This is a genomic window from Duganella sp. Leaf61 (assembly GCF_001421905.1).
In the GTDB taxonomy this organism is placed as follows: Bacteria; Pseudomonadota; Gammaproteobacteria; order Burkholderiales; family Burkholderiaceae_D; genus Rugamonas; species Rugamonas zoogloeoides.
In genome coordinates, this window is sequence record NZ_LMLM01000030.1 from 1 (window position 1) to 25502 (window position 25502).

The 25502-nt window shown below is 66.1% G+C and carries 11 protein-coding genes; 4 read left to right on the top strand and 7 right to left on the bottom strand.

The genetic code is table 11. The annotated features are described in order from the left end of the window. The 7 genes from ASF04_RS20315 to ASF04_RS20345 form a co-directional block, all read right to left on the bottom strand. On the bottom strand, positions 1–3515 hold a 3515-nt coding region (locus ASF04_RS20315; protein ID WP_229205141.1), incomplete at its 3' end, for a YDG domain-containing protein. Between the two features lie 68 nt (positions 3516–3583). Next, positions 3584–4546: a tetratricopeptide repeat protein gene (locus ASF04_RS20320; RefSeq protein ID WP_229205142.1), complete on the bottom strand. Its 963-nt coding sequence runs from the start codon at positions 4544–4546 to the stop codon at positions 3584–3586. A 141-nt stretch (positions 4547–4687) separates the two neighbouring features. Then, positions 4688–5410, bottom strand: a complete 723-nt coding sequence (locus ASF04_RS20325; RefSeq protein ID WP_082488939.1) for a phage tail protein — start codon at positions 5408–5410, stop codon at positions 4688–4690. 433 nt (positions 5411–5843) lie between these two features. Continuing rightward, complete coding sequence (gene recD, locus ASF04_RS20330; protein WP_056146603.1) at positions 5844–7832, bottom strand: exodeoxyribonuclease V subunit alpha; 1989 nt, start codon at positions 7830–7832, stop codon at positions 5844–5846. Positions 7833–7954: 122 nt separating this feature from the next. Beyond that, complete coding sequence (gene recB, locus ASF04_RS20335) at positions 7955–11689, bottom strand: exodeoxyribonuclease V subunit beta (protein ID WP_056145982.1); 3735 nt, start codon at positions 11687–11689, stop codon at positions 7955–7957. Further along, entirely contained in the window at positions 11686–15186 is a 3501-nt protein-coding gene (gene recC, locus ASF04_RS20340) for an exodeoxyribonuclease V subunit gamma (protein WP_056145985.1), read from the bottom strand. The genes recB and recC overlap by 4 nt, the downstream gene beginning before the upstream one ends. A 49-nt stretch (positions 15187–15235) precedes the next feature. Continuing rightward, positions 15236–18280: an ATP-binding protein gene (locus ASF04_RS20345; RefSeq protein WP_056145988.1), complete on the bottom strand. Its 3045-nt coding sequence runs from the start codon at positions 18278–18280 to the stop codon at positions 15236–15238. Between the two features lie 127 nt (positions 18281–18407). On the opposite strand from ASF04_RS20345, the gene ASF04_RS20350 reads away from it, so the two are divergent. The 4 genes from ASF04_RS20350 to ASF04_RS20365 all read left to right on the top strand — a co-directional run bounded on the left by ASF04_RS20350 (position 18408) and on the right by ASF04_RS20365 (position 25483). Continuing rightward, complete coding sequence (locus tag ASF04_RS20350) at positions 18408–19187, top strand: hypothetical protein (protein ID WP_056145991.1); 780 nt, start codon at positions 18408–18410, stop codon at positions 19185–19187. A 27-nt stretch (positions 19188–19214) separates the two neighbouring features. Then, the gene (locus ASF04_RS20355; protein ID WP_082488902.1) at positions 19215–21653 is read left to right on the top strand and encodes a hybrid sensor histidine kinase/response regulator; all 2439 of its coding nucleotides are present in this window, start codon (positions 19215–19217) and stop codon (positions 21651–21653) included. 17 nt (positions 21654–21670) lie between these two features. Beyond that, positions 21671–24331, top strand: a complete 2661-nt coding sequence (locus tag ASF04_RS20360; RefSeq protein WP_056145992.1) for a M1 family metallopeptidase — start codon at positions 21671–21673, stop codon at positions 24329–24331. A 456-nt stretch (positions 24332–24787) separates the two neighbouring features. After that, positions 24788–25483 carry a YceI family protein gene (locus ASF04_RS20365; RefSeq protein WP_056145994.1) on the top strand — a complete coding sequence of 232 codons (696 nt, stop codon included), beginning with the start codon at positions 24788–24790 and terminating at the stop codon, positions 25481–25483. Positions 25484–25502: the final 19 nt, after the last annotated feature.

A 25502-nucleotide genomic window follows, 5' to 3' on the forward strand; every position in this document is an offset into this window, starting at 1 on the left:
GTGTAACTGCTGCCGGCCACGCCAGGTGCATTGTAATTGCTGGCCAAACCGCCGTTGCTGCTGCTGCCCAGGCTCARRCCCGTGGTGCTGGCGAGCGCGGCACCGCTTTGCACATTCTTGCTGGTCAAATTCGAGGCGTYACCGGCGCCGGTGACGGTGAAGATCTGACCGGCCACGCCGGTCGCCGTCAAGGTGCTGCCTGCCACCGACGTGGTGCCATCGTAGGTTTTGCTGCCGGACACGATGACATCGGCCTTGTTGATGGTGGCGCTGACGCCGGCCGGCTGCACCAGGTTGTAGTTGCCGGCATCGGTGCCGCCCAGCGTGTAGCCGGTGACGGTAACCGCCTTGCCCACCCCGGCGTTGGCATCGGCAAAGCTGCCGGTGCCGGTACCCGTGACCATGACGCTGTCACTGCCCAGCGCGCTGACGGACGCGGCGCCGCTCAGGGTGGCGCCAGTGCTGGCGTTATACGTTTTATCGGCGGCGGCAATGCCCGACACCGCCAGGTTGGCCTTGCTGATGGTTGCGCTCAGGCCGGTCGGTTGCACCAAGGCATAGTTGCCGGCGTCGGCGCCGGACAGCGTGTAGCCGCTGACCGTCACGGTCGTGTTGAGGCCGACATTCTTCGTCGCAAAACTGCCGGTGCCGCTGCCGGCCAGCGACACCGTGTCGCCCGAAACCAGGCCCGAGTAGGCAACGCTGGCAGTGTTGAGCGCGGCCGTGGTCGTGGCGTCGTAAACTTTATCGACCGCAGTGATGCCGGTCAGCGTGATGCCTTTGGCAGTCACGGCATAGCTGCTGCCAGTAGCGCTGAGCGCATTGTAATTGCTGGCCAGGCCGCCGTTGCTGCTGCTGCCCAGGCTCAGTCCCGTGGTGCTGGCGAGCGCGGCCCCGCTTTGCACATTCTTGCTGGCGAGATTGGCGGCATTACCGGCCCCGGTGACGCTGAAGGTCTGCCCGGCCACACCGCTGGCCGTCAGCGTACTGCCCGCCACCGTGGTGGTGCCGTCATAAGTTTTGGTTCCCGCCAAGGTCAGATCGGCTTTGTTGATGGTGGCGGTCAGGCCGGTCGGCTGGGTGACCACGTAGTTGGTGGCGTCGGCACCGCTCAGCGTAAAACCGCCGAAGGTAACGGCTTTGCCAGCGCCGGCATTGGCATCGGCGAAGGTGGCGGTGCCGGTACCGAGCGTGACGCTGTCGCCGCTGACGATACTGGCGGCGGCACTGGCGCTGCCGGACAGGGTGGCCGATGTGGTGCCATCATAGGTTTTGCTGTTGGCAGTGAAGCCAGAGAGGTTGATGGTTTTGGCCGTGATCGTGGCGGTCTTGCTGTCGAGACCGCTAATGAAGTACTTGTTGCTGTTGTAACTGATGACGGTGGTGCCATCGCTGGCGGTGCTGTTGACGGCGCCAGTGCCAGTAGCGGTAACGCCGGTGATGGTGACGGCTTTGTTGACGCCGGCATTCTTGTCGGCAAAGGTGGCCTGCGCACTGGCGGTATTGAGCGTCAATCCGGCCGGCATGGCCACTAAGGAAGTCAACCCTGACACCGACGTTGTCGCGGAGCCATTGTAAATCTTCGAGGCAGCTGTGCCGTTCACATTGATGGCCATGTAGGCAGTCAACTGACTGGAGTCAGCTTGCAGGTTGGCGGTAAAGTCGGTCGGCGAGCTATAGCTGGTCGGATTGTAAAAGATGGAAAGGGTGCTTCCACTATCGGCCAACAGGACAAAATTTTGACCCGGATCGGCAAATTTGACCGTGCCTGTACCCGTGGCAGCATTATCTGCCTTCAGTACGACTTTCCCGGCGCCGTAAGCCAAGATGCTCCCGCCAATCGTCCCGCCGGCGGTGTCGCCTTTATACTTCACGTTAGTGGTTACTTTGAAATCAATGTTGCGATAGGCGCTAAGCGTGAGCGTGTTGTTACCGGAGTCCCAATTGACGCCTGGATTGTTGGCCGCATCATAATTCGTCGCGGAACCAATGTAATCGAGCACGATGATATCGCCATTGCCGGACGTTCCCGTACACTGCGGCGTGAGCGTGCAACTGGCCGAAGATCCGGTGGTCTTGATGGTCACGTTGCCATTATTGAGCGCAGCCGACAAAACCCGCGAGTCGACATTGATCGGGTAGGAAACGCTATTCAAACCGCTATTAAAGATACTGTTATTGCCTATCGTAATATCATCGGGGTCCAGCAGCCAGTCGCCTGCCACGCCATGGGGGGCCGCTGTATTGACAGTGGCGCTGACGTTGATGCCCAAGTTCTTGCCGGATGTTTCCACCTGGCCACCGTCGCCTGCAGTACTGCCTCCATGTGCCGTGATGCTGCCGTCGAACTGCGTGGTGCCATCAGACCAGACCGCCACACTCCCGCCGTTACCAGCGTTCATGGCATCGGCCTTGATCGAGGCGCCTGCTGCAACTGTCGTGGTGCGCGCGTTTTGCTCGGCGCCGGCGCCGAGGAAATTTCCGCCTACGAGTGCGGTGCCGCCGCCGGCGTCGCCTGAAACATCGGTCAGACTGCCTGCCGCCAGGGTGACGGCGCCGCCCAGCACCTTCACGGTGCCGCCGGTTTCGCCGTGCCCGAGGCCGGAAGCATCGAGCGTGCCGCTATTGCCGGCGGCGCCAGCACTGCCGGCCTCCAGCACAATCACGCCGTTGACATTCTGCACGCTGCGCGCCTGGATGATACCCGTGTTGTTGACCACGCTGGCCAGCACGGTATCCCGAGCGCCGGCCGACAGCCAGACCGCACCGCCGTCGGCATTGATCAGACCGCCATTTTCAGCCAGGTTGTTCAGCGTGCCCTGGTTCACTTGCAGTTGAACCAGGCTATTACCAGAAAACGACAGCGTGACGTCGCTGCCCGCGCCCAGCGCCACCGTCCCGGCCCTGGCGTTGATCGTCCCGGAGTTGGTGACCTGGTTGCCGATGAAGGCAACGTAGCCGCCGTTGGCGGTATTGATGGCGCCCTGGTTGATGATGCTGCCGCTGCCTGCGCCGTGGAAATTGCGCGTGGCACTATTCAGGCTGGCATCGCCGATATCGAGCGTCGACGCCACCAGGCCGCCGACATTGACTTGCGATCCGGCGCCAAACAGCACGCCGTTCGGATTGATCAGGTAGACCTGGCCGTTGGCATTGAGCGCGCCGTAAAACTGGGTGGCACTATTGCCGCCGATACGGTTGACGGCTATCGCGCTGGCCGAGGGCTGGACGAAATTGACGGTTTCGCCACTGCTGGTATTGAACGACTGCCAGTTCAACGACAGGTTCTGGCAGGCCTGCGTCACCGTGGTGGTGGCGCCGTTCTGGTTGATGGTGCCGTTGCCGGCTGTAACCTGGCCGCCGGTCGGCCCCGCCATGGCCGCGTGTGACGCGGCCAGCAACACGCTGGCGACCAGGCGGCGATTGGCCGACTTGCCCTTGCCCCTGGCGCGTTCGTGGACCACCACCCAAGTCTGTTGAACATGACTCCAGACGAGTCGGTAAATGCGGTTCATGGAAGCATGCATGGTGGTTTTCCCTCGTGATCGGCGCTGCGCGGGCAACGGCGGCGCCTGTGTTTATGCTAGTTGACTGTCGATTTACCGAGATGCTCGGCCACGCGGCGGTCGAGTTCGGGCTTCCACTGCGGTGGCATTATTTGCTGCAGCAGTTGTTCAATACCTTCGATTTCCGCGATGTCCGCCGGGTTGCTGGTGGTGGCTTTGGCCGCGCGGCTCCACATGTAAATCTTGGCCAGGCTGGCCGGGGTGAGCGCGCCCGTGGCAGGATCCGGCGCGCTGTTGCCATACAAGATGGCAACTGGCAAATAAGCGGGTGCGTACCCCTCGGAGGCCGCGTGTTCGAGCCAGGCCAAGGCCAGGCCCGGGTTGGCGGCGCCGCCCTCGCCCTGTCCCAGCATCACGCCGAGGCGGTATTGGGCCACCACCATGCGGTGTTCCGCCGCCTGCTGATACCAGCTGCGCGCAGCCGCCAGGTCTTGCTGCACATCAGGATCGTTCCTGTAGTAATCGCCCAGGCGCAACATGGCCGGCGCCGAGCCGGCCTGCGCTGCCTGCGCACACAGCGTCAGTCCGCGCACAACATCCCGCTCGACCAGCTGGCCGCGAATATACAGCTCGCCGGCGGAGCAGTTCGCGTACGCGATGCCCGACTGCACGGCCTTCTGATACCACGCCAGCGCAGCCTTGCCGTCGGCCGCGCGCCCGGTGCCGCTTGCCAGGCAATCGCCGAAAAACTGTTGCGCCGCCGGGATATGGCCTTGTGCCGCCTTCTCGAACCAGGCACAGGCAGCAACCGGGTTGCGCGCACGCCCCCATCCCTCCCGTTCCATCAATCCCAGGTTGAACCGGGCCAGGGGATTGGCGGCGGCAACGCGCGCATTTTCTTTGTAGGCAAGCGCATAGTCTTGCGCGGCCAACGCCTTGTTAGCAACAGTCAATTCAGTGACGAGGTCGCGCCCGGCGGCGCCGGCGCTCATCGTCGCCGTCAGCAGGGTCGCAGCCACCATCATATGGGCATCAAACACAGCAAATTCCCGGCAAAGTTGTTATCGGTGACATGCCGCCCCACCAGCCATCGACGAGGCCGGTGGCGGGCGGCAAAACGGGTTTCGACGACAACGCGATGCGGCGGCACTGCGTTGCGGATCGGTCGAAGCGCTTGACGGTTAGTCGCGGCTCGGATAAATGCCGTTGGTCGCGATGTAATACGTCATGGCGATATACGACGGCCGGATATCGATCGCCGCGCCCGCTCCGACGACATTCGTATTGCCGCTCACGGTGGCGGCGCCGCCGACGACGCCGGCCATGACTGCGCCGCCCGCCACGGTAGCGGTTCCGGAACTGGCAGGCACTGTCACCGACACCGTGCCGCCGCTGATGGCGCCGGCATTGAGCGTGGCATCGGGCGTGGCGCTGGAATAGACGTTGACGAGAGGGCTGGAGCTCTTGCCGAGATAGTTACCCGATGGCGAAGTGATACCGCCCGAACCACCGACCACATTAAATTTCAGGCCCGACACCGTGCCGGTCGCCGTCGCGCTGGCGATATTCACCGTGGCGCTCAGCGCCGGCAACGTGGTGGAGACGGTCAATCCGGTAAGGGCAACCGGCAGCCCGGTCACGGTGAACAGATGCGGCGGCAACTGAGTGGTCGTCAGGGTGATGGCACTGTTGCCGCCTTTGGCGCCGGTTGCGTAGTTGACGCCGTCGGCGGCGATCACGAACCTGCCGCGCAGGTCGGGCAGCTTGAAGGTCGCCGTGCTGCTGCTGCCATAAATGGTGCCGATCAGCGAGTACAGCGCGGTATAGCTGTTGATCGACAGATCCTGGCCGGCAGCGAGCGTAAATTGGTTATTGAAGTTGCCGAACGTATATGGCACGGCCATCACGCACATACTTGCAAGCACTGGCGTATCGGAGCAGGCAAAGCTGACGGGACTCCAGGCTGCCGCGACCATACCAGCGACCAGAGCGACCCGTGCACAACGATTTCTCACTGCAAATGCCATCATACCCCCCTAGATTCTAGTAAAAACCAGATTATTAATATTTAAATAATCTCCAATGGGAAATTGATTCCTATTGGCAACCCTCCAGATAATAATTTAAAAGCCAGCGCCTGGGCAATATCTGCGCGCAATCTGTGACACAGAAACGTCGCCAATCGCAACATTTTGAACACAAAGCCGGGGGGTCGTTACAATTTGTGAGTATTTATGATTATTTATGAGTATGCGTGATTGTTTGTGAGTATTTATAACGATGCCAGTCGCTTGGGTTTCGGTTGAGAAAAAGAATCGAGAATAATAATTAATTGCATCAGGATCGGCGTTGCGAAGATTCGAGCAATTCACGCAAACCACTGGCCCGCTGCGTGCGCTGGGCTATCGCCTCGAGCAGCACCTGCCCGTTCGGCGTGAGCAGGGTGAAGAACTCGCGGGCCCGGGTGATGCCGGTATAGATGAGCTCGCGCGCCAGCACGCCGCCGCCCTCTTTCGGCAACACCAGCACCGTATGGCGGAACTCGGAACCTTGCGATTTATGCACGGTCATGGCAAACGCCGTATCGACGTTGCGCAGCCGCGTGGCCAGCACGCTGCGCACGGTATCGCCCTCCGAGAAGTACACGCGCAGGGCGCCGGGCCGGGCCGGGTCGGGCAAGGTCACGCCGATGTCGCCGTTGAACACGCCGGTACCGTAGTCGTTGCGGGTGACCATGACCGGCCGTCCGACGTACCATTCGCCGGTACGGCGCAACAGACCGGCCGCCTGCAAGCGCTTTTCGATGGCCTCGTTCAAACCGGAGACACCCCACTCGCCGTCGCGCACGGCGCACAGGATGCGGAAGGTTTCAAACGATTTCAGCACCGCTTGCACCCATGCCAGGTGGTCGCCGGGGTCGTCGCCGGCAGGGCCCTGCTCGACCAGCCGCAGGTAGTCGCGGTAGCCGCCAGGGGCGCCGTCGCGGCCGGCCAGCGCCAGTTGCAGCAAATCGCCCGGCAGCGCCGGATCGGTCCAGGCCACTTTTTTATCTTCGCCCGCACGCAGGATGCGCACCGCGCCCGCCGCATCGCCGCCATTGACCGCCAGCGCCAGCGCGCCGATCGGACCGCCGAAGCGGCGGCTTTCGCGCAGCATCACGGTTTGCTGGGCAATCGGACCGGCGCGGCCCGCGTACTGTTCCGGCAACTGCTGGCCGGTGCTCGCCTGCACATACGACAAGGTTTCCGCATCGTAGCCGCCAGCCTCGGCGTTGTGGCACAGGTCGCCCAGCACGGCGCCCGCCTCCACCGACGCCAGTTGATCCTTGTCGCCAAGCAGGATCAGGGTGGCGGTGGACGGCAGCGCCGCCAGCAGCGCGGCCATCATTTCCAGGTGAATCATCGACGCTTCATCGACGATCAGCACATCGACATCGAGCTGGTTGCCGGCATGGTGGCGGAAGGCACGCGTATCGGGCCGCGCGCCAAGCAGGCTGTGCAGGGTGCGCGCGGCGCCCAGTTCGCGCTGCGGCATCACGGCCCGCACGCGGTCGTCCAGGCCGGCCAGCGCCACGTCGATCGACTGTTTCAGGCGCGCGGCTGCCTTGCCGGTGGGCGCGGCCAGCGCCACCCGCAAACCCGACTGCTGGCCGCCGCTGGTGGCAAACAGCAGCGCCAGCAGGCGCGCCACCGCATACGTCTTGCCGGTGCCGGGTCCGCCGGTAATGATGCCAAGCTTGCCGCGCATGGCGACCGCGCACGCGGTCTTCTGCCAGTCCACGCCGTCCGCGTGGGCGCCCGGTGCGAACAGGATGTCGAGCCAGTGGCGCACGGCCTCGGTCTGGTCGTCGGCGTCGCTGGCGACCAGGCCGCCCAGCGCCCGGGCGCGCACCGCGTGCGCCACCTGGGTTTCATCGCGCCAGTAGCGGCGCAGGTACAGCCGCTCGCCGTCGAGCACCAGCGGTTGCTGGAAATCGAGGGCGCCCACCGGCCATACCTGCTCGCACCCGGCCAGCAGCGTGCGCCAGACAGCGACATTTTTCGGCCACGGCCCGGCAGCGGCCACCGCCGCCCGCAGCGCGGCCCACTCTTCGGTATCGAGCCCCAGCAGCGGCGCCGGGTCGCCAGCGAGTTCGGCCAGCATCAGGCAGCTATGGCCGCGCCCCTCCAGTTCGGACAGCAGCACGCAGGCGATCATCAGTGGCGGCGAGGCGCCGCCGATCGAGGCGATAAAGCGGGCAAAAGCGCCGCTCAGGCGCCGCAGCCGGCCGTTTTCGGTCAGCGCATCGACTGCGGTCAGTAGCGGTGCGGATAATTCAGGCGTCATCATGGTGATCGGTGTCGGTGAATGCGGCGGGTTGCGCCAGCGGCGCCGCCCAAGATGCAGGGGGCACGTGGTGGTTGCTGCCGGATGGCGACCGGGCCTCTGTCGGCAATGGTATCGATCGCTCAGGCATCATGATGGGCCCCGGCGTCGAACAATGCGTCCAGTTGCTGTAGCAGTTCCGGGTCGGGCGCGATCCAGTAGCAGCCGCGCGTGGCGGTGTTGGCGATCCCGCGCAGGAACAGGAAGACTGCGCCGCCCAGGTGTTCGGCCGGGTCGTAGTCGTCGCCCAGGCGGCTTTGCAGCAGCCGGTGCAGCGCCAGCATGTAGATGGCGCCCTGGATGTCGTAGCGGTGTTCGGCCATGGCCGCCATCAGCGCCGGCTTCTGGTAGGCGGCGTCGCCAGCGCCCAGCGCATTCGATTTGTAGTCGAGCACCCAGTAGCGGCCTTCATGTTCGAACACCAGGTCGGCAAAGCCCTTGAGCATGCCGTGCAGCTGGCGCTCGGGCAGGGACGGACGCGCCATGCCGTCGAGCAGCCGCGCCACGCACAGGCGGTCGAGCGCACCGGTGGACAGGCGCTCGCTGGGGAACCAGAACTCCATTTCTGCCAGCGGCGTGTCGATGCCCGACAGCGGCGTTTCAAGATACGGCAGCGGCGTGCGGGCGATTTCGCGCACCCACGCCAGCGTGTCATCGAGGCGGTTGCCCCAGCCGGCACGCTCCACCCGGCGCGTAAGGCGCGCATCGAAGTGCTCGTCATCGACCGTATAAAAACCTTCCTGCCCCAGCCACTCGAGCTGCTCGTGCAGGAAGTTGCCGGGGACGGAGCCGCGCGGGAAGCGGTGCCACGGCGCGTCTTCGACCTTCATGGCCGGCACGGTGGCCGGCAGGGCGGCATCTTCGAGCAGTTTTTCCTGGGCCGCGTCGCGTGGGACCGGCAACGCCGTCACCGGATCGCCGCCGATGGTGGCGGTGGGGCCAGTGCGCCGCGCCAGCGAGCTGAAACTGCCCACCGACCAGTCGCGCTCGAAGCGCCCGGTGTAATGGGGGGCGTCGACCAGCTGCGGGCGGTCGTCCACCCGGTGCAGCATGGTGGGCGGCATGCCATCGCCTTCCAGCGCCACGATGCCAATCGCCGCGCATTCCTTGCAGGTGTCGCTCCAGCGCCCGATCATCGCATCGGTTGGCAACGGCGCGCCGCCCGTGAGCAGGTAGCCGAGCGCCGAGTCGTGCAAGCTGTTGGCGCCACCCTTGCGCGCGCCCAGTGCGGCCACGCCCAGCCACAGGAAGTGACGCGCCCGGGTGAGCGCCACGTACAGCAGGCGCAGGTCTTCCTGCAGCCGGGCATTTTCCACCAGCGCCAGCGCGGTGTCGGTAAGCGCCATGTCGATGCGGCGCGTGCCGTCATCGTCGCTGAATTCGAAGAAGCTGCGGTTGCGGCGGTCCACCTTGCGCGCCGTAACCGCGAACGGCAGGTACACCAGCGGATATTCGAGGCCCTTCGATTTGTGGACCGTGACCACTTTCACCAGTTCGGCGTCGCTCTCCAGGCGCAGCACCCGCTCGTCGCCGGCGCCCTCCCCGGTTTCGATCTGTTCGGCCAGCCAGCGGATCAATGCCTGTTCGCCATCGAGCTGGCGGCTGGCAGATTGCAGCAGTTCGGCCAGGTGCAGCAAATTGGTCAGGCGCCGCTCGCCGCCCGCCTGCAGCAGCAAGGCGGCCGGCAGTTGCAGCTCGTGGATGAAGCGGCGCAGCATGGCCAGCACGCCCTGGCGCTGCCACACGATGTGCAGGCCCTTGAGCTGTTCAACCCGCGCCTCCCACGCCAGTTCGTCGGACGACAGCGCGGCCAGTTCCGCCAACGGCAGGCCGGCGGTACGGGTGGCGTACGCGGCGCGGGCCAGGCCGCCGTCGAGCGGATTGGCGACTGCCGACAGCCAGCGCAGCACGTCGCCCGCTTCCTCGCTGTTGGTGACCGAGTCCTTGTCGGACAGGTACACGCTGGCCACCTTGCGCCGCTGCAGCGCGCGGCGGATGGCAGCGGCCTCGTTACGGTCGCGCACCAGCACGGCGATGTCGGCGGGTTTCAGGCGCTGCAAGCCGCCCGGACCAGCAAAGCCGGCCTTGGCGTCGTTGAGACGGGCGACGATGTCTTCGGCGCAGTGATTGGCGAAGAACTCGCGGTATTGGTCGCTTTTCAGTTGCAGGCCGGTGCAGGCCACCACCAGCGCGGGTGCATCGCCAGCGCCGCCCACCAGCCGGTCGGCGCGCCCTTGCGCCGCCACCGCCTCGAACGGCAGCGGATTTTTGCGGGTGCCGGGATCGCGGAAACGGAACGCGCCGCGACCGAAACCACCGGCACCGGATGCGCCTTCGGCGTTGAGGAACAGGTGGTTGACGGCAGCGACCACCGGACCGGTGGAGCGGTAGTTGGTGCCGAGCTGGTAATGCCGGCCCTCGGTGGCGGTGCGCGCCGACAGGTAGCTGTGGATGTCGGCGCCACGGAAGCCGTAAATCGACTGCTTGGGGTCGCCGATCAGGAACAGGCCCGTATTGCGGTCGTTGTCCGCCACCCGGTACAGCAGGTTGAAAATCTGGTACTGGTTGGGCGCCGTATCCTGGAACTCGTCCACCAGCGCCACCGGGTATTGCTCGACGATGCGCTGGCGCAGCGCCGCCGCGTTCTCGCCTTGCAGCGCCGCGTTCAGGCGGTCGAGCATGTCGGCAAAGCCGAACTGGCGGTTGCGTTTTTTCAGTTCCGCCATGCGCAGCGCCACCGATCCCGCCGCGTGGCGGTACAAGGAATGCGCGAGCGGCTCGAACTGGTCGAGCGCTTGCTTCAGTACGGCGATGGCGTCGAAGTCGTCGGGCACCACCGCGTGGCTGTCCTTGGAAAACGCATCGGCGATGCCGTCCGGCGTGAGCCGGTTCCAGGCGGTGGCGGTAAGGTCCGGCATGACGGCGGCCGGATCCTGGGCCCAGGACCGCAGCGCCTCGAACCACGCCGCCACCGATGCGGCGCGCATCTTGACGCCGTTGAAGAACTTGGGCGTGGCGGCGGTAAGCTGGGCGATCCACTGCTCCATGCGGTTGGCGCGGTCCACCCAGCCGGTTTTCAGAACAGCCAGTGCGGCCTGCTGTTCGCGCTGCACGGTGACGATCAGCGTGCCGAGCGAGCGTTGCAGGTCATCGTCGCCGATGATGTCGGCGCGGCGCACCAGGTCGCTAATCGATTTTTTCAGCACCTCGACGTCGCCCCAGCAGGCCAGCAGTGCTTCGAGTTCCGGCGCGGCCAGCGGATACACCTGCTGGCGCCAGTAATCGTTGGCGGCATCCTCGAACAGCGCCTGCTCGTCGCTGATCAGTTCCTCGTCGAACAGGCTGCCACTGTCGAACGCGTGCTCGCGCAGCATGCGCTGGCACCAGGCGTCGATGGTGAAAATCGCCGCTTCGTCCATGGTTTCCGCCGCCAGCATCAGGCGGTGTGCGGCGCGCTGGCGTTCGCCCCGATCGGGGTACGATTCGAGGATGGCGTCGAGGTAGGCATCCGGTGCGATGGTTTGCGCTTCGTCGCTATCGACGTTGCGGAAATACGCGGCCGCTGCCACCAGGCGCTCGCGCACGCGGTTAGAGAGCTCGCGCGTGGCGGCGCGGGTAAAGGTCATCACCAGGATGTCAGCCGGCAGCAGCGGGCGGACAAAACCGTCGTCGCCGCCGTGACCCAGCACCAGCCGCACGTACAGCGCGGCGATGGTCCAGGTCTTGCCGGTGCCGGCGCTCGCTTCGATCAGGCGCGAACCGTGCAGCGGAAAGGTGAGCGGTTTGAGCTCATTGGCGGTGTTTGGTACGGTGCTCATGCTGCGTCCTCGCCGTCGATCGGCGCCATGGTGATACATTGCTCGAGCCAGCGCGCCAGCGGGCCGTACAGGTCCTGCGATACGCGTTCGAAATCCGGCTGCGCCGACAAGGCGCTGTAATCGGGCCACAGGCGCGCCAGGCACAGGTCCTGGTTTTCGCCTTGCAGCTCGAAGCCGCCGTCGTATACGGTCCGGGCGTTGGCCTTGTTCTCGCCGCTACCGTTGCCGTCGCCGTCGCCAACCAGCGCCAGCGCCGTCTTGCAGGCGGTAGGCAGCGGACGGTCCATGCTATCGCGCCACAACGCCGCCAGCACACGCAGCGCCTGCAAGGCTTCGTCGCCATCGAGCGGCGCCATGGTGACGACCATGTCGCGCGCCACCAGGTAACCGGTAACGGACAGCCCGGCTGCGGCTGCGGCCAACTGGCGCACCCACATGGCGATCAGCTTGTCGCCACGGGCTTTGCCCTGCTTGTCGGCCACGCGCGAGGACAGCTGCATCAGCCACACGGTTTGGGCGCCATCGCTGCGCAGCTGGTCGAGCCAGTCGTCGAGCTGCACCGGGCCCAGGTCCAGGCTCAGCGCCACCTTGGCGGCCGGCTTGCTGTAGCGCTGGCGCAGCGTCAGCCATGCATGGCGCACGGGCGCCAGCGACGCGACCAGCTGGCGCTGGTACTGGCGGCCGATCAGGCCGATGGGCAGCACGCCTTCGCGCGCCAGCTGTTCGGCGCGTTCGGTGAGCTTGTCGTGGATTTCTTCCAGCTGCTCGGTGTCGGCATCGTTGTCGAGCATGGTGTGTTCGAGCAGGTAGCGCTCGAGCGCGTTGAACGAGAACGGTTCCTCGTCATCGCCCAGCTGCGCCGCCTCGCCGAACACCACGGCCAGGCGTTCGCGGAAGAAGTAGCGCACCGGCTGGCGCACAAAGCCCGCCAGTGCGCCGAGTTTAAGACGGTATTTTTCATCCAGCGCGAACGGTGGCAGCACGTCCGCTGGCGCGTCGGCGTCCACCTCGTCGGCATGGGCAACGTCATGCGCAGCCCGCCATTCGCGCGCATACGTGAGCAAGCCGTCGCGCTCGAAATAGCGGCGGCTGAACGGTTGCAGCGCGTGCTCGGTGGTGCGCTCTGCCAGTGTCATGTTCCAGCCGGCTTTCAGGTAATCGCACAATTGCGAGACCAGCACCGACGGCGGCTGCTCGCTGTTGTCGCGTACATTGCGCCCTACCCAGCTGATATACAGTTTTTCGCGCGCAGCCAGCACGGCTTCGAGCATCAGGTAGCGGTCGTCGTCGCGGCGCGAGCGGTCGCCGGGACGCGCCATGCCGGGCAACGCCAGCAGGTCGAAGTCGGCCTTGGGGGCGCGGCGTGGGAAGTCGCCATCGTTCATGCCCAGCAGGCACACCACGCGGAACGGCACCGCGCGCATCGGCATCAGGGTGCAGAAGGTGACGCCGCCGGAGACGAACTGGTGGTTCAGCGTAGGCTCGTCCATCAGTCCCAGCCACGCCTCGCGCAGCACGGCCAGCGGTACTTCTTCGTTGTACTGGGCGCTGTCGCAGGTTTCCAGCCAGGTGTTGAGCGCATGGTCCAGTTGCGCCAACGTGAGGCGGTCGCCCTCCTCGCCGGCCTTGAAGAACGTCGCCATCAGCGCGCGCGCCTGCACGCCCCAATCGGCGGGGGTGCGCGCCTGCGCCAGCGCCGCGCGCCATTGCAGCAACGACTCCACCATTTGCGCCAGCGAACCGGCCAGCGCGGCATCCAAGCCACCCACTTCGCCGTATGGTTCGATGCCAGCAAAGCTGGCGGTTGGGCCGCCGCCACCACCGCCACTGGCGTAACCGAGCAGCATGCGGCGCACGCCGAAAATCCAGGCATTCTGTTCGCCGGCGGAACCGAGTCCCAGCCCGCTGCGGTGCTCGATATCGAGGCCCCAGCGCACGCCCGAGCCTTCGATCCACTGGCCCAGCGTGGCCAGATCGTCGTCGCCGAGGCCAAAGCGCGCCGCCAGTGCCGGCACGTCGAGCAGGTCGCGGATTTCGCTCTGGCGGCAGCGCTGTTGCGGCAGCCGCAGCAGCCACTCCAGCGCAACCAGCAGCGGATTGACGCTGCGGTCGTTGACGTCGCCGATCTCGAACGGGATATAGCGCGGGTCGCTGCGGCGGTGCTGGGCGAACACGGCGTGGATGGCGGCGGTAAAGGTGTCGATGTCGGGCACCATTACCACCACGTCGCGCGGGCGCATCGGCGTGCCGCCATTGGCGGTATTGGCAAACATTTGCAGTAACTGGTCGTGCAGCACCTCGACCTCGCGCTGCACGCTGTGGGTGACGTGGAATTCGATCGAGCGGTCTGCCGCAGCCGGCGGCGCGTGCGGGTGCTCGGACAGCGGCAGCAGGTCGCGCACGGCGGCCTGCACCTGGGCCAGCAGCGTGCCGCCGTCCTCATCGCCGAACAGGTCCACGCGCAGCGGCGTCACCGCGTCGTCGTCGCCGGAAGCGGCTGCGGCATGGGCCGCCGCTTCGTCGAATTCGTCGAGCATGCGGATGAAATCGCGGCCCTGGCGTCCCCAGCTGGCCAGCAGCGGGTGGCTGTGGGCGTGCAGCTCTTCGAGCGGCAGTGCGCCCAGGTCCTGGCCGTTGCGCAGTTGCTGGCGGCGGTACGCGGAGCGCAGCAGGTCGCGGCCCTCGATGATGTCGCCCCAGTAGTAGCGGCACGGATTGGGCACGGCCAGCACCACCTGTGTGTGGCGCGCCAGCGTGGCCAGCGCTTCGAGCGTCTGGTACGGCAGCGCCGAGACGCCGAAGATGACGATGCGGCGCGGCAGGCGGCCCAGTGGCAGTTCGCCGGCGGCACTGGCGCGCACGAATTCGGTGTGGACGGTGGCGCGGCCCAGCGCGCGTTCGTGCGGTTCGACATCGTCGATCACCGCGCGCCACAACTGGCCCTGCCAGCGCTGCTCGGGCGGCAGTGCGATGATTTCGCCACGGGCGCAGCGCAGCTGGTCGCGGCCGCCGGCCCAGTCGTCGAGCCAGTCGGCGCGGTACACCTGGTACTGGTCGAACAGGTCGGCCAGCCGTTCGGCCAGTTGCAGCCGGCGTTCGGCCTCGCCGTCGGCCAGGAAGTGGCGCAGCGGCGCAAAGACCGGGTCGGCCAGCAGCGTGGGCAACAGGCGCATCAGACGCCACGTGAGCGGGCCCTTGTCGAACGCGGAGCGCCGGGGGACGCGTTCGCGCCCCAGCATGCCGCGATAGGTCTCCCACAGGAAGCGCGCCGGCAGCGCCACGCGGGTGGCGGCGCACACGCGCATTTCCTCGGCCAGCGCAATCTTGAGCCACTCGGCCACGCCGTTCGATTGCACCAGGAAGGTTTCCGGCTCCAGGGGCCCTAACGGATGGTTGTGCAACCACTGGAACACGGCCGCGCGCAGTTGCTCCATCTGGTTGCCGTGCAAAATCAACAGGCCGGGGGTGATCATCGTTGGGGTGACGCTGGAATGCATGGGGCTCTTGGTGGCGTGGCGAAACGCGGATTAAAACCCTATTATCTCCCTAGCCGGGATCGTAGGCCAGCAGTTCCTGTTCCATGTGCGGGCCCAGCACCAGCAGTAGCGCGTGCATTTTCGCCACCAGCGCACCTGCCCTGGCCGTGTCGGCGTCCTGGCGGCCCTGTTCCAGCGCCAGGCACAGGTTACCGAAGCGCATGGCGCCTACCGCGCGGGCCGACGACTTGAGACGGTGGCCCAGTTCCGACAGCCGCGCCAGGTCGGCAGCGGCCAGTGCGGCATCGATTTCCACCATGGTGTCGCGCGCGGAGTCGAGGAACAGCTGGGTGTACTTGCGCATCTTGTCCGGCTTGCCGGCAAAGGTTTGCGCCAGCGCGGCGATGTCGAACAGTTCGCCTTCGGCCGGCGGCGCTGACGGCGACGATGGCGGCTGCGGTGCTTGCTGTGATGGCGGCTGCGGTGCTTGCGGCGGCAACGCTGTCGGCGGTAGCGCTGACGGCGGCATTGGCGCGCCCGGCGCAGCGGCCGGCACGTCCGCCGCCAGGCTGGCCGCAGCAGCGGCCTGCGGCTCAACCGTCAACGCGGCCTGCAACACCACCGCGCCGGCGACCGTGGGCTGGCCGTCGGCCATGGTGAAAAACGACGGTGGCGGCGGCACCACCGGCCGCAGCGCCGCTTCCGGCGTGGCGGCGCGCTGGTCCAGCCACTTGGCCAGCACCGCAAACAGCAACCGTGGCGCCACCGGCTTGGTCACGAATTCGTCCATGCCGGCGTCCATGCAGCGCTGCTGGTCATCGCGGCCGGCGTTGGCGGTCATGGCAATCACCAGGGTGCCGGACAGCCTGGGGTGGGCGCGGATCAGGCGCGTGGCCTCGAAACCGTCCATCACCGGCATCTGCACGTCCATCAGCACGCAATCGAAGCGCTCCTTGAGCAGCAGGTCGATCGCCTCCTTGCCGTTATTGGCCACGCACACGGTGGCGCCGCCGTCTTCCAGCAATTCCTGTCCCACCTGCTGGCTGAAGATATTGTCTTCCACCAGCAGGATCGAGGCACCTCGAATGCTCTCGAACAGGCCCGCCTGCTGCGGATCGTACACGTTGGCGCCGTCGCCGCTATCGCCGCCATCACCTTCGTCGGGCATGGCGCGGGACGGCCGGTCCAGGCGCGCCGTGAACCAGAACGTGCTGCCTTCTCCGAGCCGGCTCTCCACGCCCACCCGGCCGCCCATCAACTCCGCCAGCTGCTGGCTGATCACCAGTCCGAGGCCGGTGCCGCCGTAGCGGCGCGTAGTCGAAGTGTCGGCCTGGTGGAATGACTGGAACAGCTGCGCCACCTCGTCCTCGCTCATGCCGATGCCCCGGTCCTGCACTTCGAAACGCACCACCAGGTGCTGGTCGCGCTCTTCGAGCAGGCGCGCGCGCACGTGCACCCTGCCCTGCTCGGAAAACTTGATGGCGTTGCTGGTGAAATTGATCAGCACCTGCTCCAGGCGCAGCGGATCGCCGCGCAACTGGCGCGGCAGGTCGGGATGGATCTCGTACACCAGCTCCAGCCCGCGCGCGGTGGCTACCTCGCCCAGCTGGCTGGTGAGGTTGGACAGCAGCATGTCGATGGAAAAATCAAGCACCTCGAGGTCCATCTTGCCCGCCTCGATCTTGGAAAAATCGAGGATGTCGTTGATGATGCCCAGCAGGTGCTGACCCGAGTGATAAATCTTTTGCAGGTAGTCGCGCTGCTTGGGATGGGTGACCGTTTTCAGAGCCAGGTGGGCCATGCCGATGATGCTGTTCATCGGCGTGCGGATCTCGTGGCTCATGTTCGACAAAAAATCGCTCTTGGCGCGGTTGGCGGTATCGGCCCGGTCTTTCAACTGGTGCAACTCGGTGACATCGGTCGAAACGCCAATCACCGCCGTCACCGAGCGTCCCAGCGTGACCGGCACCCGCACATTCCAGTGATACTGCGCCACGCCGGCGGGACAGGCGAACTGCGTTTCGCTGGCGCGCTTGACGCCATCGGCAAACACCGGCCGCTCCAGCGCCCACGCGGCATCGGCCTTCTCCTCGGGCATCAGCTCGCGGTCGCGCCGGCCCACGATTTCCGCCGCAGGCAGCCCCAGGTGCTCGGCCATCTTCGGGTTGACATAGTTGTAGCGGCGGTTCTGGTCCTTCATGTACACGTGCGCGTCGAGGTTGTTGAGCACCGTATCGAGCAGCACGCGGTGCTTGACCGCGCGCCGCCGCGACAGGTACAGCACCGCCAGGTAGCTGTACAGCAGCAGCGTGCCGGCCCCGCCCACCAGCGCCGACGCCAGCGGGAAGTACACATCGAAACCGTTGCGCAGCGCCGTCTTGCGCACCTGGAACCGCGCCTTCCACAAAGCGCCGTTGAAATCGACCGGCAGCACCGACTCGAAATAGTCGCCATCCGCCAGCGCCGCACCGTGTTCGCTGAACAGCAGCCGGTCGCGCGGCTCGATCACCAGCCGGCGGCGGTCGGGATCAACGCTGCCATCGGCGTACAGGTCCAGGCGCACGTCGCGCACCATGGTTTCGTCGAGCACGATCTGCATCAGCTTCGCGACCGAAAAATTCAGGCCCGCCATGCCGCGATAAGCGGCGCGGCGCTGGGCCGCATCATCCTGCGGCATCCCATCCCGGTACACCGGCAGGCCGATGCCGAACACGCCCCCGGCGCCGGCATGGCCGGCAGGATAGGCGCCCTGCTCGGCGACGAAACCGGCGCCGGTCTCGGGCTTCCAGGTCATCGCCACCACGGCGGGAAACTGGCGCGGCAGGTCCAGGCCGGCGACATACTGCTGGAACTGGCGGCGATCGAGCGCGTCGCTGGTCTGCAACAGCGCCGCCAGCCCGCGCGTGACATTGGCGTATGCCTTGATGCGCACGGACATCGCGTACTGGGTGCTGCGGGCCAGGTGGTCGAAACGCTGGCGGGCATCGGCATCGACAATGCGGTCGCCCACGCAATATGCGGCAACGCCCACGGCCATTGCCAATGCCCAGCCGGCGCCCCAAAGCAGCAGGCGCGCGCTGTTGGCAGATTTCCTGTGAATACCCGATGTGAGCATGAGATCGCTTCTCGAACGCAAAAAGTTGCAGCGGAAGCATACTATTAATGCCGAAATGTAACCAGTAGAAGAATTGGTGAGAATTGTCATGTAGGATACTCGCTTGATTTAATCACATTGAGACCGCATGACCGACCAGACCTTTGACCCCGCTGCCGCCACCGCGCGCCTTCAGGAAGCCGGTCGCACGGCCCAATTGCTGGTGGCCCTGCCGCCGGACGAACGACCCACCACCGTGGACGACGGCTACCTGGTGCAAACCACCGTGCTGGCGTTGGGCGGCGAACCGGTGGTCGGCTGGAAGATCGCCGGCGCCTCGCCGCGCTGCCTGCGCGGTGAACTGCCGGCCGTGCCGCTGATCGGCGCGGTGGTGCCGTCGCGGCTCGTGCACGCCGGCGCCACGCTGACCATCCACGCCGGCGCGCCGCTGACGCTGGAGGCGGAAGTGGCGGTATCGTTCGGGCGCGACGTGGTGCCGGCCGACGAACCGTTCGACCACGCCATGGTGGACCGGGTGTTCGCTGCCATCGAAGTGGTGCGCAGCCGCTTCGTCGACCGCAAGGCCGTGGGCCAGCCCAGCTTTGCCGCCGACAACGTGGGCTTTCACTCGCTGGTATGCGGCGACGCCGTGGACCTTGCGCGCACCGAGCCGTTCCTGGCCCCCGTCGAGATGCGCTTCAACGATGAAGTGATTGCCACGTCGCTGCAAGGCGATGACCGCACCCAGCCCTTTGCGGCCCTGGCTTTCCTGTGGAGCGAGTTCGCCCGGCGTGGCATCGCCATTGCGCGCGGTGCGGTCATCACTACCGGCACGCTGACGGCGCCGGTGGACGTGACCGGACCAGGCCTGGTCGAAGCGCGCGTGGGCGGCGTGCGCGTGGCGCTGCGCCTGACCGCTGGCGTATGATCGAAGGCTAGCGGAGGATCCCCATCGATGAACCCCATGACCGGCCCGGACGACCAGCTTGACGCCGGCTTGTTGCTGCAAACGCTGACGGCGCTGAAAAACGGCGACTTTTCCGCGCGCATGCCGTCCGGCGGCGCCGGGGTGGCCGGCCAGGTAGCGGATACGCTCAACCAGATCATGGCGGCCGGCGAGAAAATGAATGCGGACAGCCGGGCCGGGGCCCTGCTCACGCAGTCGCAATCGCTGGCGCAGGAACTGCGGCAGACCAACCAGGAACTGGCGGAAAAGGCGCGGCTGCTGTCGGAGCAGAATATCGAGGTGGAGCAGGCCAAGCTGGCACTGGAGGAAAAGGCCACCCAGCTGGCGCTGTCGTCCCGGTACAAATCCGAGTTCCTGGCCAATATGTCGCACGAGCTGCGCACGCCGCTCAATTCCCTGCTGATCCTGGCGCAGCAACTGGGCGACAACCCGGACGGCAACCTGTCGGACAAACAGGTGGAATTCGCCCGCACCATCCACGGCTCCGGCTCCGACCTGCTTACCCTCATCAACGACATCCTCGACCTGTCCAAGATCGAATCGGGCACGGTCACGCTCGAGTTTTCCGAATACCGGTTCGAGCACCTGCACCAGTATGTCGAGCGCACCTTCCGCCACATGGCCGAGGCCCGGCACCTGGATTTTTCGATCGAGCTGCAAGGCGACCTGCCCGCCGCGCTGATGACCGACACCACGCGCCTGCAGCAGGTACTGAAAAATCTGCTGTCTAACGCGTTCAAGTTTACCTCCCACGGCCGCGTGGCGCTGACGATCGGACTGGCAGACGGCGGCTATTCCAGCGACCTGCCCACCCTGTGCCGCGCCGACGCGGTGCTGGCGTTTGCCGTCAACGATACCGGCGTGGGCATCGTCGCCGACAAGCTGCAACTGATCTTCGAGGCGTTCCAGCAGGCTGACGGCTCCACTGCCCGCAAATACGGTGGCACCGGCCTGGGGCTGTCGATCTCGCGCGAACTGGCCCGCCTGCTGGGCGGCGAGATCCGGGTGGAATCGGTGCTGGGCGGAGGCTCCACATTTACCCTGTTCCTGCCGTGGTATCGGGCCGGCGGTGTTGCATCCGAACCCGCACTGGAACCGACGCCAGCGCCCAAGGCCATGGCCATGCAAGTCGTGGAACTGCCGGAGCTGCTCCACGAGGAAGCGGAAGACGAGATCGACTACCACGACGACCGTGCGCTGCTGGCCCCCGGCGATCCGTCGGTGCTGATCATCGCGGACGACGAGCGCCTTGCCGCGATGCTGCTGGACCTGGCGCGCGCCCATCGTTTCAAGGGCGTGGTGACCGCCAACGGCGACTCGGCCCTGAGCCTGGCGCGCGATTACCTGCCCTGGGCCATCCTGCTCGACCTCGACCTGCCCGACATCGACGGCCTGACCGTGCTCGAACGCCTGAAACGCGATCCGGGCACGCGCCATATTCCCGTGCATGCACTGTCCAACCGGCGCGAACAGGAACGCGACCGGCAGCAGGCGCTGCGCCTGGGGGCCCAGTCCTATCTGTACCTCTACCTGGATCTGTACCAGTACCAGCCGGCCGACCGCGAAGCGCTGCGCGACCTGTTCGCGCGCATCCGCGCCTTCCTTGCGCGCAGCCAGCGCAGCCTGCTGGTGGTAACCGGCGACGCCACCGGGCGCGACGCCACCGTGGGGCTGCTCGGCGCGGCCGACCTGGACATCGTGGCCGTGGATACCGGCGTGGCGGCGCTGGCAGCACTGCGCGCGCGGCGCTTCGACTGCATGGTGCTGGACATGGCGCTGCCCGACATGAGCGGCTTCGAACTGCTGGGCGCAATCGCTGCCGACCGTGCGCTGCGCGACGTGCCGGTGGTGGTCAACACCGCTGGCGACGTCGATCGCAAGCAGCTCGAGCGGCTCGCGCGCCTCGAACGCGGCGCCAACGGCATCGTGATCCGGGAAGCGGACACGCCCGAGCGGCTGCTTGACGAGACGGCGCTGTTCCTGCACCGGTCACCGGCCAATCTGTCCGAGTCCCAGCGCCGCATGCTCGAAGAGATCCACGAAGCCGAGGGCAGCCTGACCGGACGCAGTGTCCTGATCGTCGATGACGACGTGCGCAATATCTTCGCCCTGTCGTCGCTGCTCGAACGCCAGCAGATGCAGGTATCATTCGCAGAAAACGGCCGCGATGGCATCAAGGTGCTGGAGCGCGATCCGTCCATCGAGATCGTCCTCATGGACATCATGATGCCGGAAATGGATGGCTACGACACCATGCGCGCGATCCGGCGCATCGCCAGGTTCCGTTCGCTGCCGATTATTACGCTTACCGCCAAGGCCATGAAGGGCGATCGTGACAAATGCATTGCCGCCGGCGCGTCTGACTACATCAGCAAGCCGGTCGATGTGGGACAACTGCTGTCGCTGCTCAGGGTCTGGCTGAATTAACCATTACAAGGAAATACATGCAACGCAGTTTGATGTCGGTCGCCGTGACAGCGGCATTGGCCCTGGGCCCTGTCCTTCCCCATGCCGTCCATGCAGCGCCGGCGGCGGCCAAGCCAGCCGCCCGGCAAGCCACCCAGCTCCCGCGCAATGCCGCGCCCACGCACTACGCGGTATCGCTCACGCCTGACGCCGCCAGCCGCACCTTCAGCGCCAGCGTCGTCATCTCGCTCGATATCACGCAGGCGACCGACCGCCTGGTGCTCAATGCCGCCGACCTGGCATTTTCCAGCGCTGCGCTCCGCGCCGGCGCCGGCCAGCCGGCACAAGCGGCCACCGCCATCGACCTCGACGCCGACCAGCAAACCGCCACCTTCCGCTTCGGCCGCAGGCTGCAACCGGGCAGCTACCAGTTACAACTGGCGTACACGGGCCTGATCGGCACCCAGGCCGCCGGCCTGTTTGCGCTCGACTACCAGAACGGCGGCGCAGCCAGGCGTGCGCTGTACACCCAGTTCGAAAACTCCGAAGCGCGCCGCGTGATCCCGTCGTGGGACGAGCCGTTTTATAAAGCCACGTTCGCGCTGGAGGCGACCATTCCCGCCGGCCAGATGGCGGTGTCGAACATGCCGGTGGCAGCCACCACCAGGCTGGCCGACGGGCGCGAACTGGTGCGCTTTGCCACGTCGCCGAAGATGTCCACCTACCTGCTGTTCTTCGGCCTCGGTGAATTCGAGCGCGCCACCACGTCCGAAGGCGGCACCGAGATCGGCGTGATCACGCAAACCGGCACGCTGAACCAGGCCCAGTTCGCGCTCGACTCGTCGCGCGCCGTGCTGCGCGAGTATAACGACTACTTCGGCGTCAAGTACCCGCTGCCAAAACTGGACAATATCGGCGCGCCGGGCCAAAGCCAGTTCTTCAGCGCCATGGAAAACTGGGGCGCCATCTTTACCTTCGAATACGCGATCCTGCTCGACCCGCGCACCGCCACCCAGGAAGACCGCGAAGGGGTGTTCGTCACTGCCGCCCACGAAATCGCCCACCAGTGGTTCGGCAACCTGGTCACCATGGCCTGGTGGGACGACCTGTGGCTCAACGAAGGTTTTGCATCGTGGATGGAATCGCGCACCACCGCGCGCCTGCATCCGGAATGGGACTGGCACCTGCGCGCGGTGCACACGCGCGAAGGCGCAATGGCCAGCGACGCCCTGGCTTCCACCCACCCGGTGATACAGCGCATCGCCACCGTGGAACAGGCCAGCCAGGCGTTCGACAACATCACCTACCAGAAGGGCGAAGCGGTGATCCGCATGCTGGAAGAGTACGTGGGCGCGGACGCCTGGCGCAACGGCGTGCGCGCGTACATCGCCAGGCATGCGTACGGCAACACGGTGTCCGACGACCTGTGGCGCCAGGTGGAAAAGGCGGCTCGCAAGCCGGTCACCGCCATCGCCCACGACTTCACGCTGCAACCGGGTGTGCCGCTGATCCGCGTGGCCGATGCCGTATGCAGGAATGGCAAGGCCACCGTCGCCCTTACCCAGGGTGAATTCGCCAAGGACGACGCCCCCCGTAAACCTTTGAGCTGGCGCGTGCCGGTCATCGCCGCGACCGTGGGCGGCGCCACCGTGCGCACCGTGGTTGCTGGCGGCAAGGCCACCATCACCCTGCCAGAATGCGGCGCGGTGCTGGTCAACGCCGGCCAGAGCGGCTACTACCGCACGCTGTACACGCCCAAGGGCTTCGCCGCGCTGGCCGGGCGTTTCGCGGACCTGCCGGCCATCGATCAAATGGGTTTGCTGGCCGATGCCGCAGCGCTGGGCATGTCCGGCCACATGCCGGCGCCCGGCTACCTGGAACTGGTGGCCACCACGCCGGTGGCAGCCGCGCCGCAGGTGTGGGAAGACATCGCCTGCACGCTGGCCGGCCTGCACGCCAGCTACGAGGGCAAGCCGGAACAGCGCGCCGCCTTCGACAGCTTTGCGCGTGCGCGCCTGGCGCCGGTACTGGCGCGCGTGGGCTGGACTGCCGCCCCCGGCGAAGCCGCACCGGTCGCCAACCTGCGCGCCACGCTGATCGCCGCCCTCGGCGACATGGGCGACCCTGGGGTGCTGGCCGAAGCGCGCCGCCGCTATGCGCTGCGCCACAGCGATCAGGACGCCATGCCGGTGGCCCTGCGCCGTCCGATCCTGGGCGTGATCGCCGCCAACGCCGATGCAGCGACCTGGGATGCACTGCTAGCCGAGGCGCGCGCCGAAACATCCGCCATGGTCAAGGCCGAGCAATACGGTTTACTGGGTTCCAGCCGCGACCCGGCACTGGCTCGCCGCGCGCTGGACCTGGCGCTGACCGACGAAGCAGGCGCCACCAACAGCGCCAGCATGATCAGCCATGTCGCCAATCAGCATCCGGACCTGGCGTTCGACTACGCGGTGGCGCACCGCGAGCAGGTGGAACAGAAGATCGACGTCACATCGCGCAGCCGCTTCTTCCCCGGCCTGGCCCGCCGCTCGGCCGATCCGGGCATGGTGGCCAAACTGAACACCTACGCCGACCAGCACCTGGCGGCCGACGCGCGCGGCGACGTCAAGATCGCGATCGCCTCGATCGAGTACCGCGTCAAGGTGCGCAAGGAGCGGCTGCCAGAAATCGACGCCTGGCTGGCGCATCACCATTGAAACATCGGGGGCCGCGCAGCAGGTTTGCGAGCCCCCACCATAAAAAAAAACCAGCGCCACCGTGAGGTGATGCTGGTTGCAAAACGCTCGAAAGCGTGGGGATGGCCGGTGGTCCGGCGGCTGGTCTGCGCCGCCTGGACTGAATTTGTGCCGGAATGAAGGTCCGGCAGCCGGGCGCTTGGTTTAACCGCGCGCTACAGGTACTACTTTGCCAGTTAATCGAAAAGACAGGCTTAGGACTTCATTAAACTTCATGAAGCCTGCCGTTGGGGGGGCATTGAGATGATTGAATTGGTGCCGGTGTTACAGGCCACCGGCAAGCCCGCTGAGCGATGTTCCGTGAAATCCCGTGCCAACCTGGACACGGCGACCAACTGGAAGATGCTGGGACCAGCGCTACGCATCATAATCGGGCAATATGACCAGCCAATGACGGATACTACAATGCATACAACTATGTTATCGACATCACCACTGCGCGCGCACCTGCTGGCGGCAACGTTCATCGTGGCGCTGGCCGCCTGCTCGCCGCTGCCGCCTTCCACGCCCGCCACCGCGCCAGCGACAATCACGCAGGCGCCACCCGCTGAGCCGGCGCCGCCAGCCGCTGTCGCAGCGGGGGCACTCGCCATCGACAGCGCCAACTCGCTGATCGCCGTCACCGTGCGGCGCGGCGGCGTGCTGGCGCGGCTGGGCCACGACCACGTGGTGGCCGCACGCGCCATCACCGGCACCGTCACGCCCACCGACAACCGCGCGCAGTTCCAGTTCCGCCTCGACCAGATGACGGTGGACGAACCGGCGCTGCGCCAGGTCGCGGGCCTGGAAAAACAGCCGTCACCGGAAGCCGTCGCCGGCACCCGTACCAACATGCTGACCAAGGTGCTCGACGCCGACCGCTACCCGCTGGTCACCGTGCGCGCCGAACGGATTGCCGACGACCAGCCGCTGCGCGTGGCCATTACCCTGCACGGTGTCACCCGCACTTACCAGATTCCGGTGGTGTTCGCCCGCGAGAGCAATACCCTGACGGTGAGCGGCACGGTCGATCTGAAGCAGACCGATTTCGGACTGGTGCCGTTCTCGGTGATGGGCGGCGCCATGGCGGTGGAGGACCGGATGGAGCTGCGCTTCACGTTGGTGGCGAAATAATGGCGCGATAAAAAAAAGC

Excerpts from the sequence above, each read along its gene's own strand:
- ASF04_RS20355 (WP_082488902.1), top strand. The coding sequence starts at position 19,215 with ATGAACCCCATGACCGGCCCGGACGACCAGCTTGACGCCGGCTTGTTG.
- recD (WP_056146603.1), bottom strand. The coding sequence starts at position 7,832 with ATGACGCCTGAATTATCCGCACCGCTACTGACCGCAGTCGATGCGCTG.
- ASF04_RS20345 (WP_056145988.1), bottom strand. The coding sequence starts at position 18,280 with ATGCTCACATCGGGTATTCACAGGAAATCTGCCAACAGCGCGCGCCTG.
- recC (WP_056145985.1), bottom strand. The coding sequence starts at position 15,186 with ATGCATTCCAGCGTCACCCCAACGATGATCACCCCCGGCCTGTTGATT.
- ASF04_RS20325 (WP_082488939.1), bottom strand. The coding sequence starts at position 5,410 with ATGGCCGTGCCATATACGTTCGGCAACTTCAATAACCAATTTACGCTC.
- ASF04_RS20360 (WP_056145992.1), top strand. The coding sequence starts at position 21,671 with ATGCAACGCAGTTTGATGTCGGTCGCCGTGACAGCGGCATTGGCCCTG.
- recB (WP_056145982.1), bottom strand. The coding sequence starts at position 11,689 with ATGAGCACCGTACCAAACACCGCCAATGAGCTCAAACCGCTCACCTTT.
- ASF04_RS20365 (WP_056145994.1), top strand. The coding sequence starts at position 24,788 with ATGTTATCGACATCACCACTGCGCGCGCACCTGCTGGCGGCAACGTTC.
- ASF04_RS20350 (WP_056145991.1), top strand. The coding sequence starts at position 18,408 with ATGACCGACCAGACCTTTGACCCCGCTGCCGCCACCGCGCGCCTTCAG.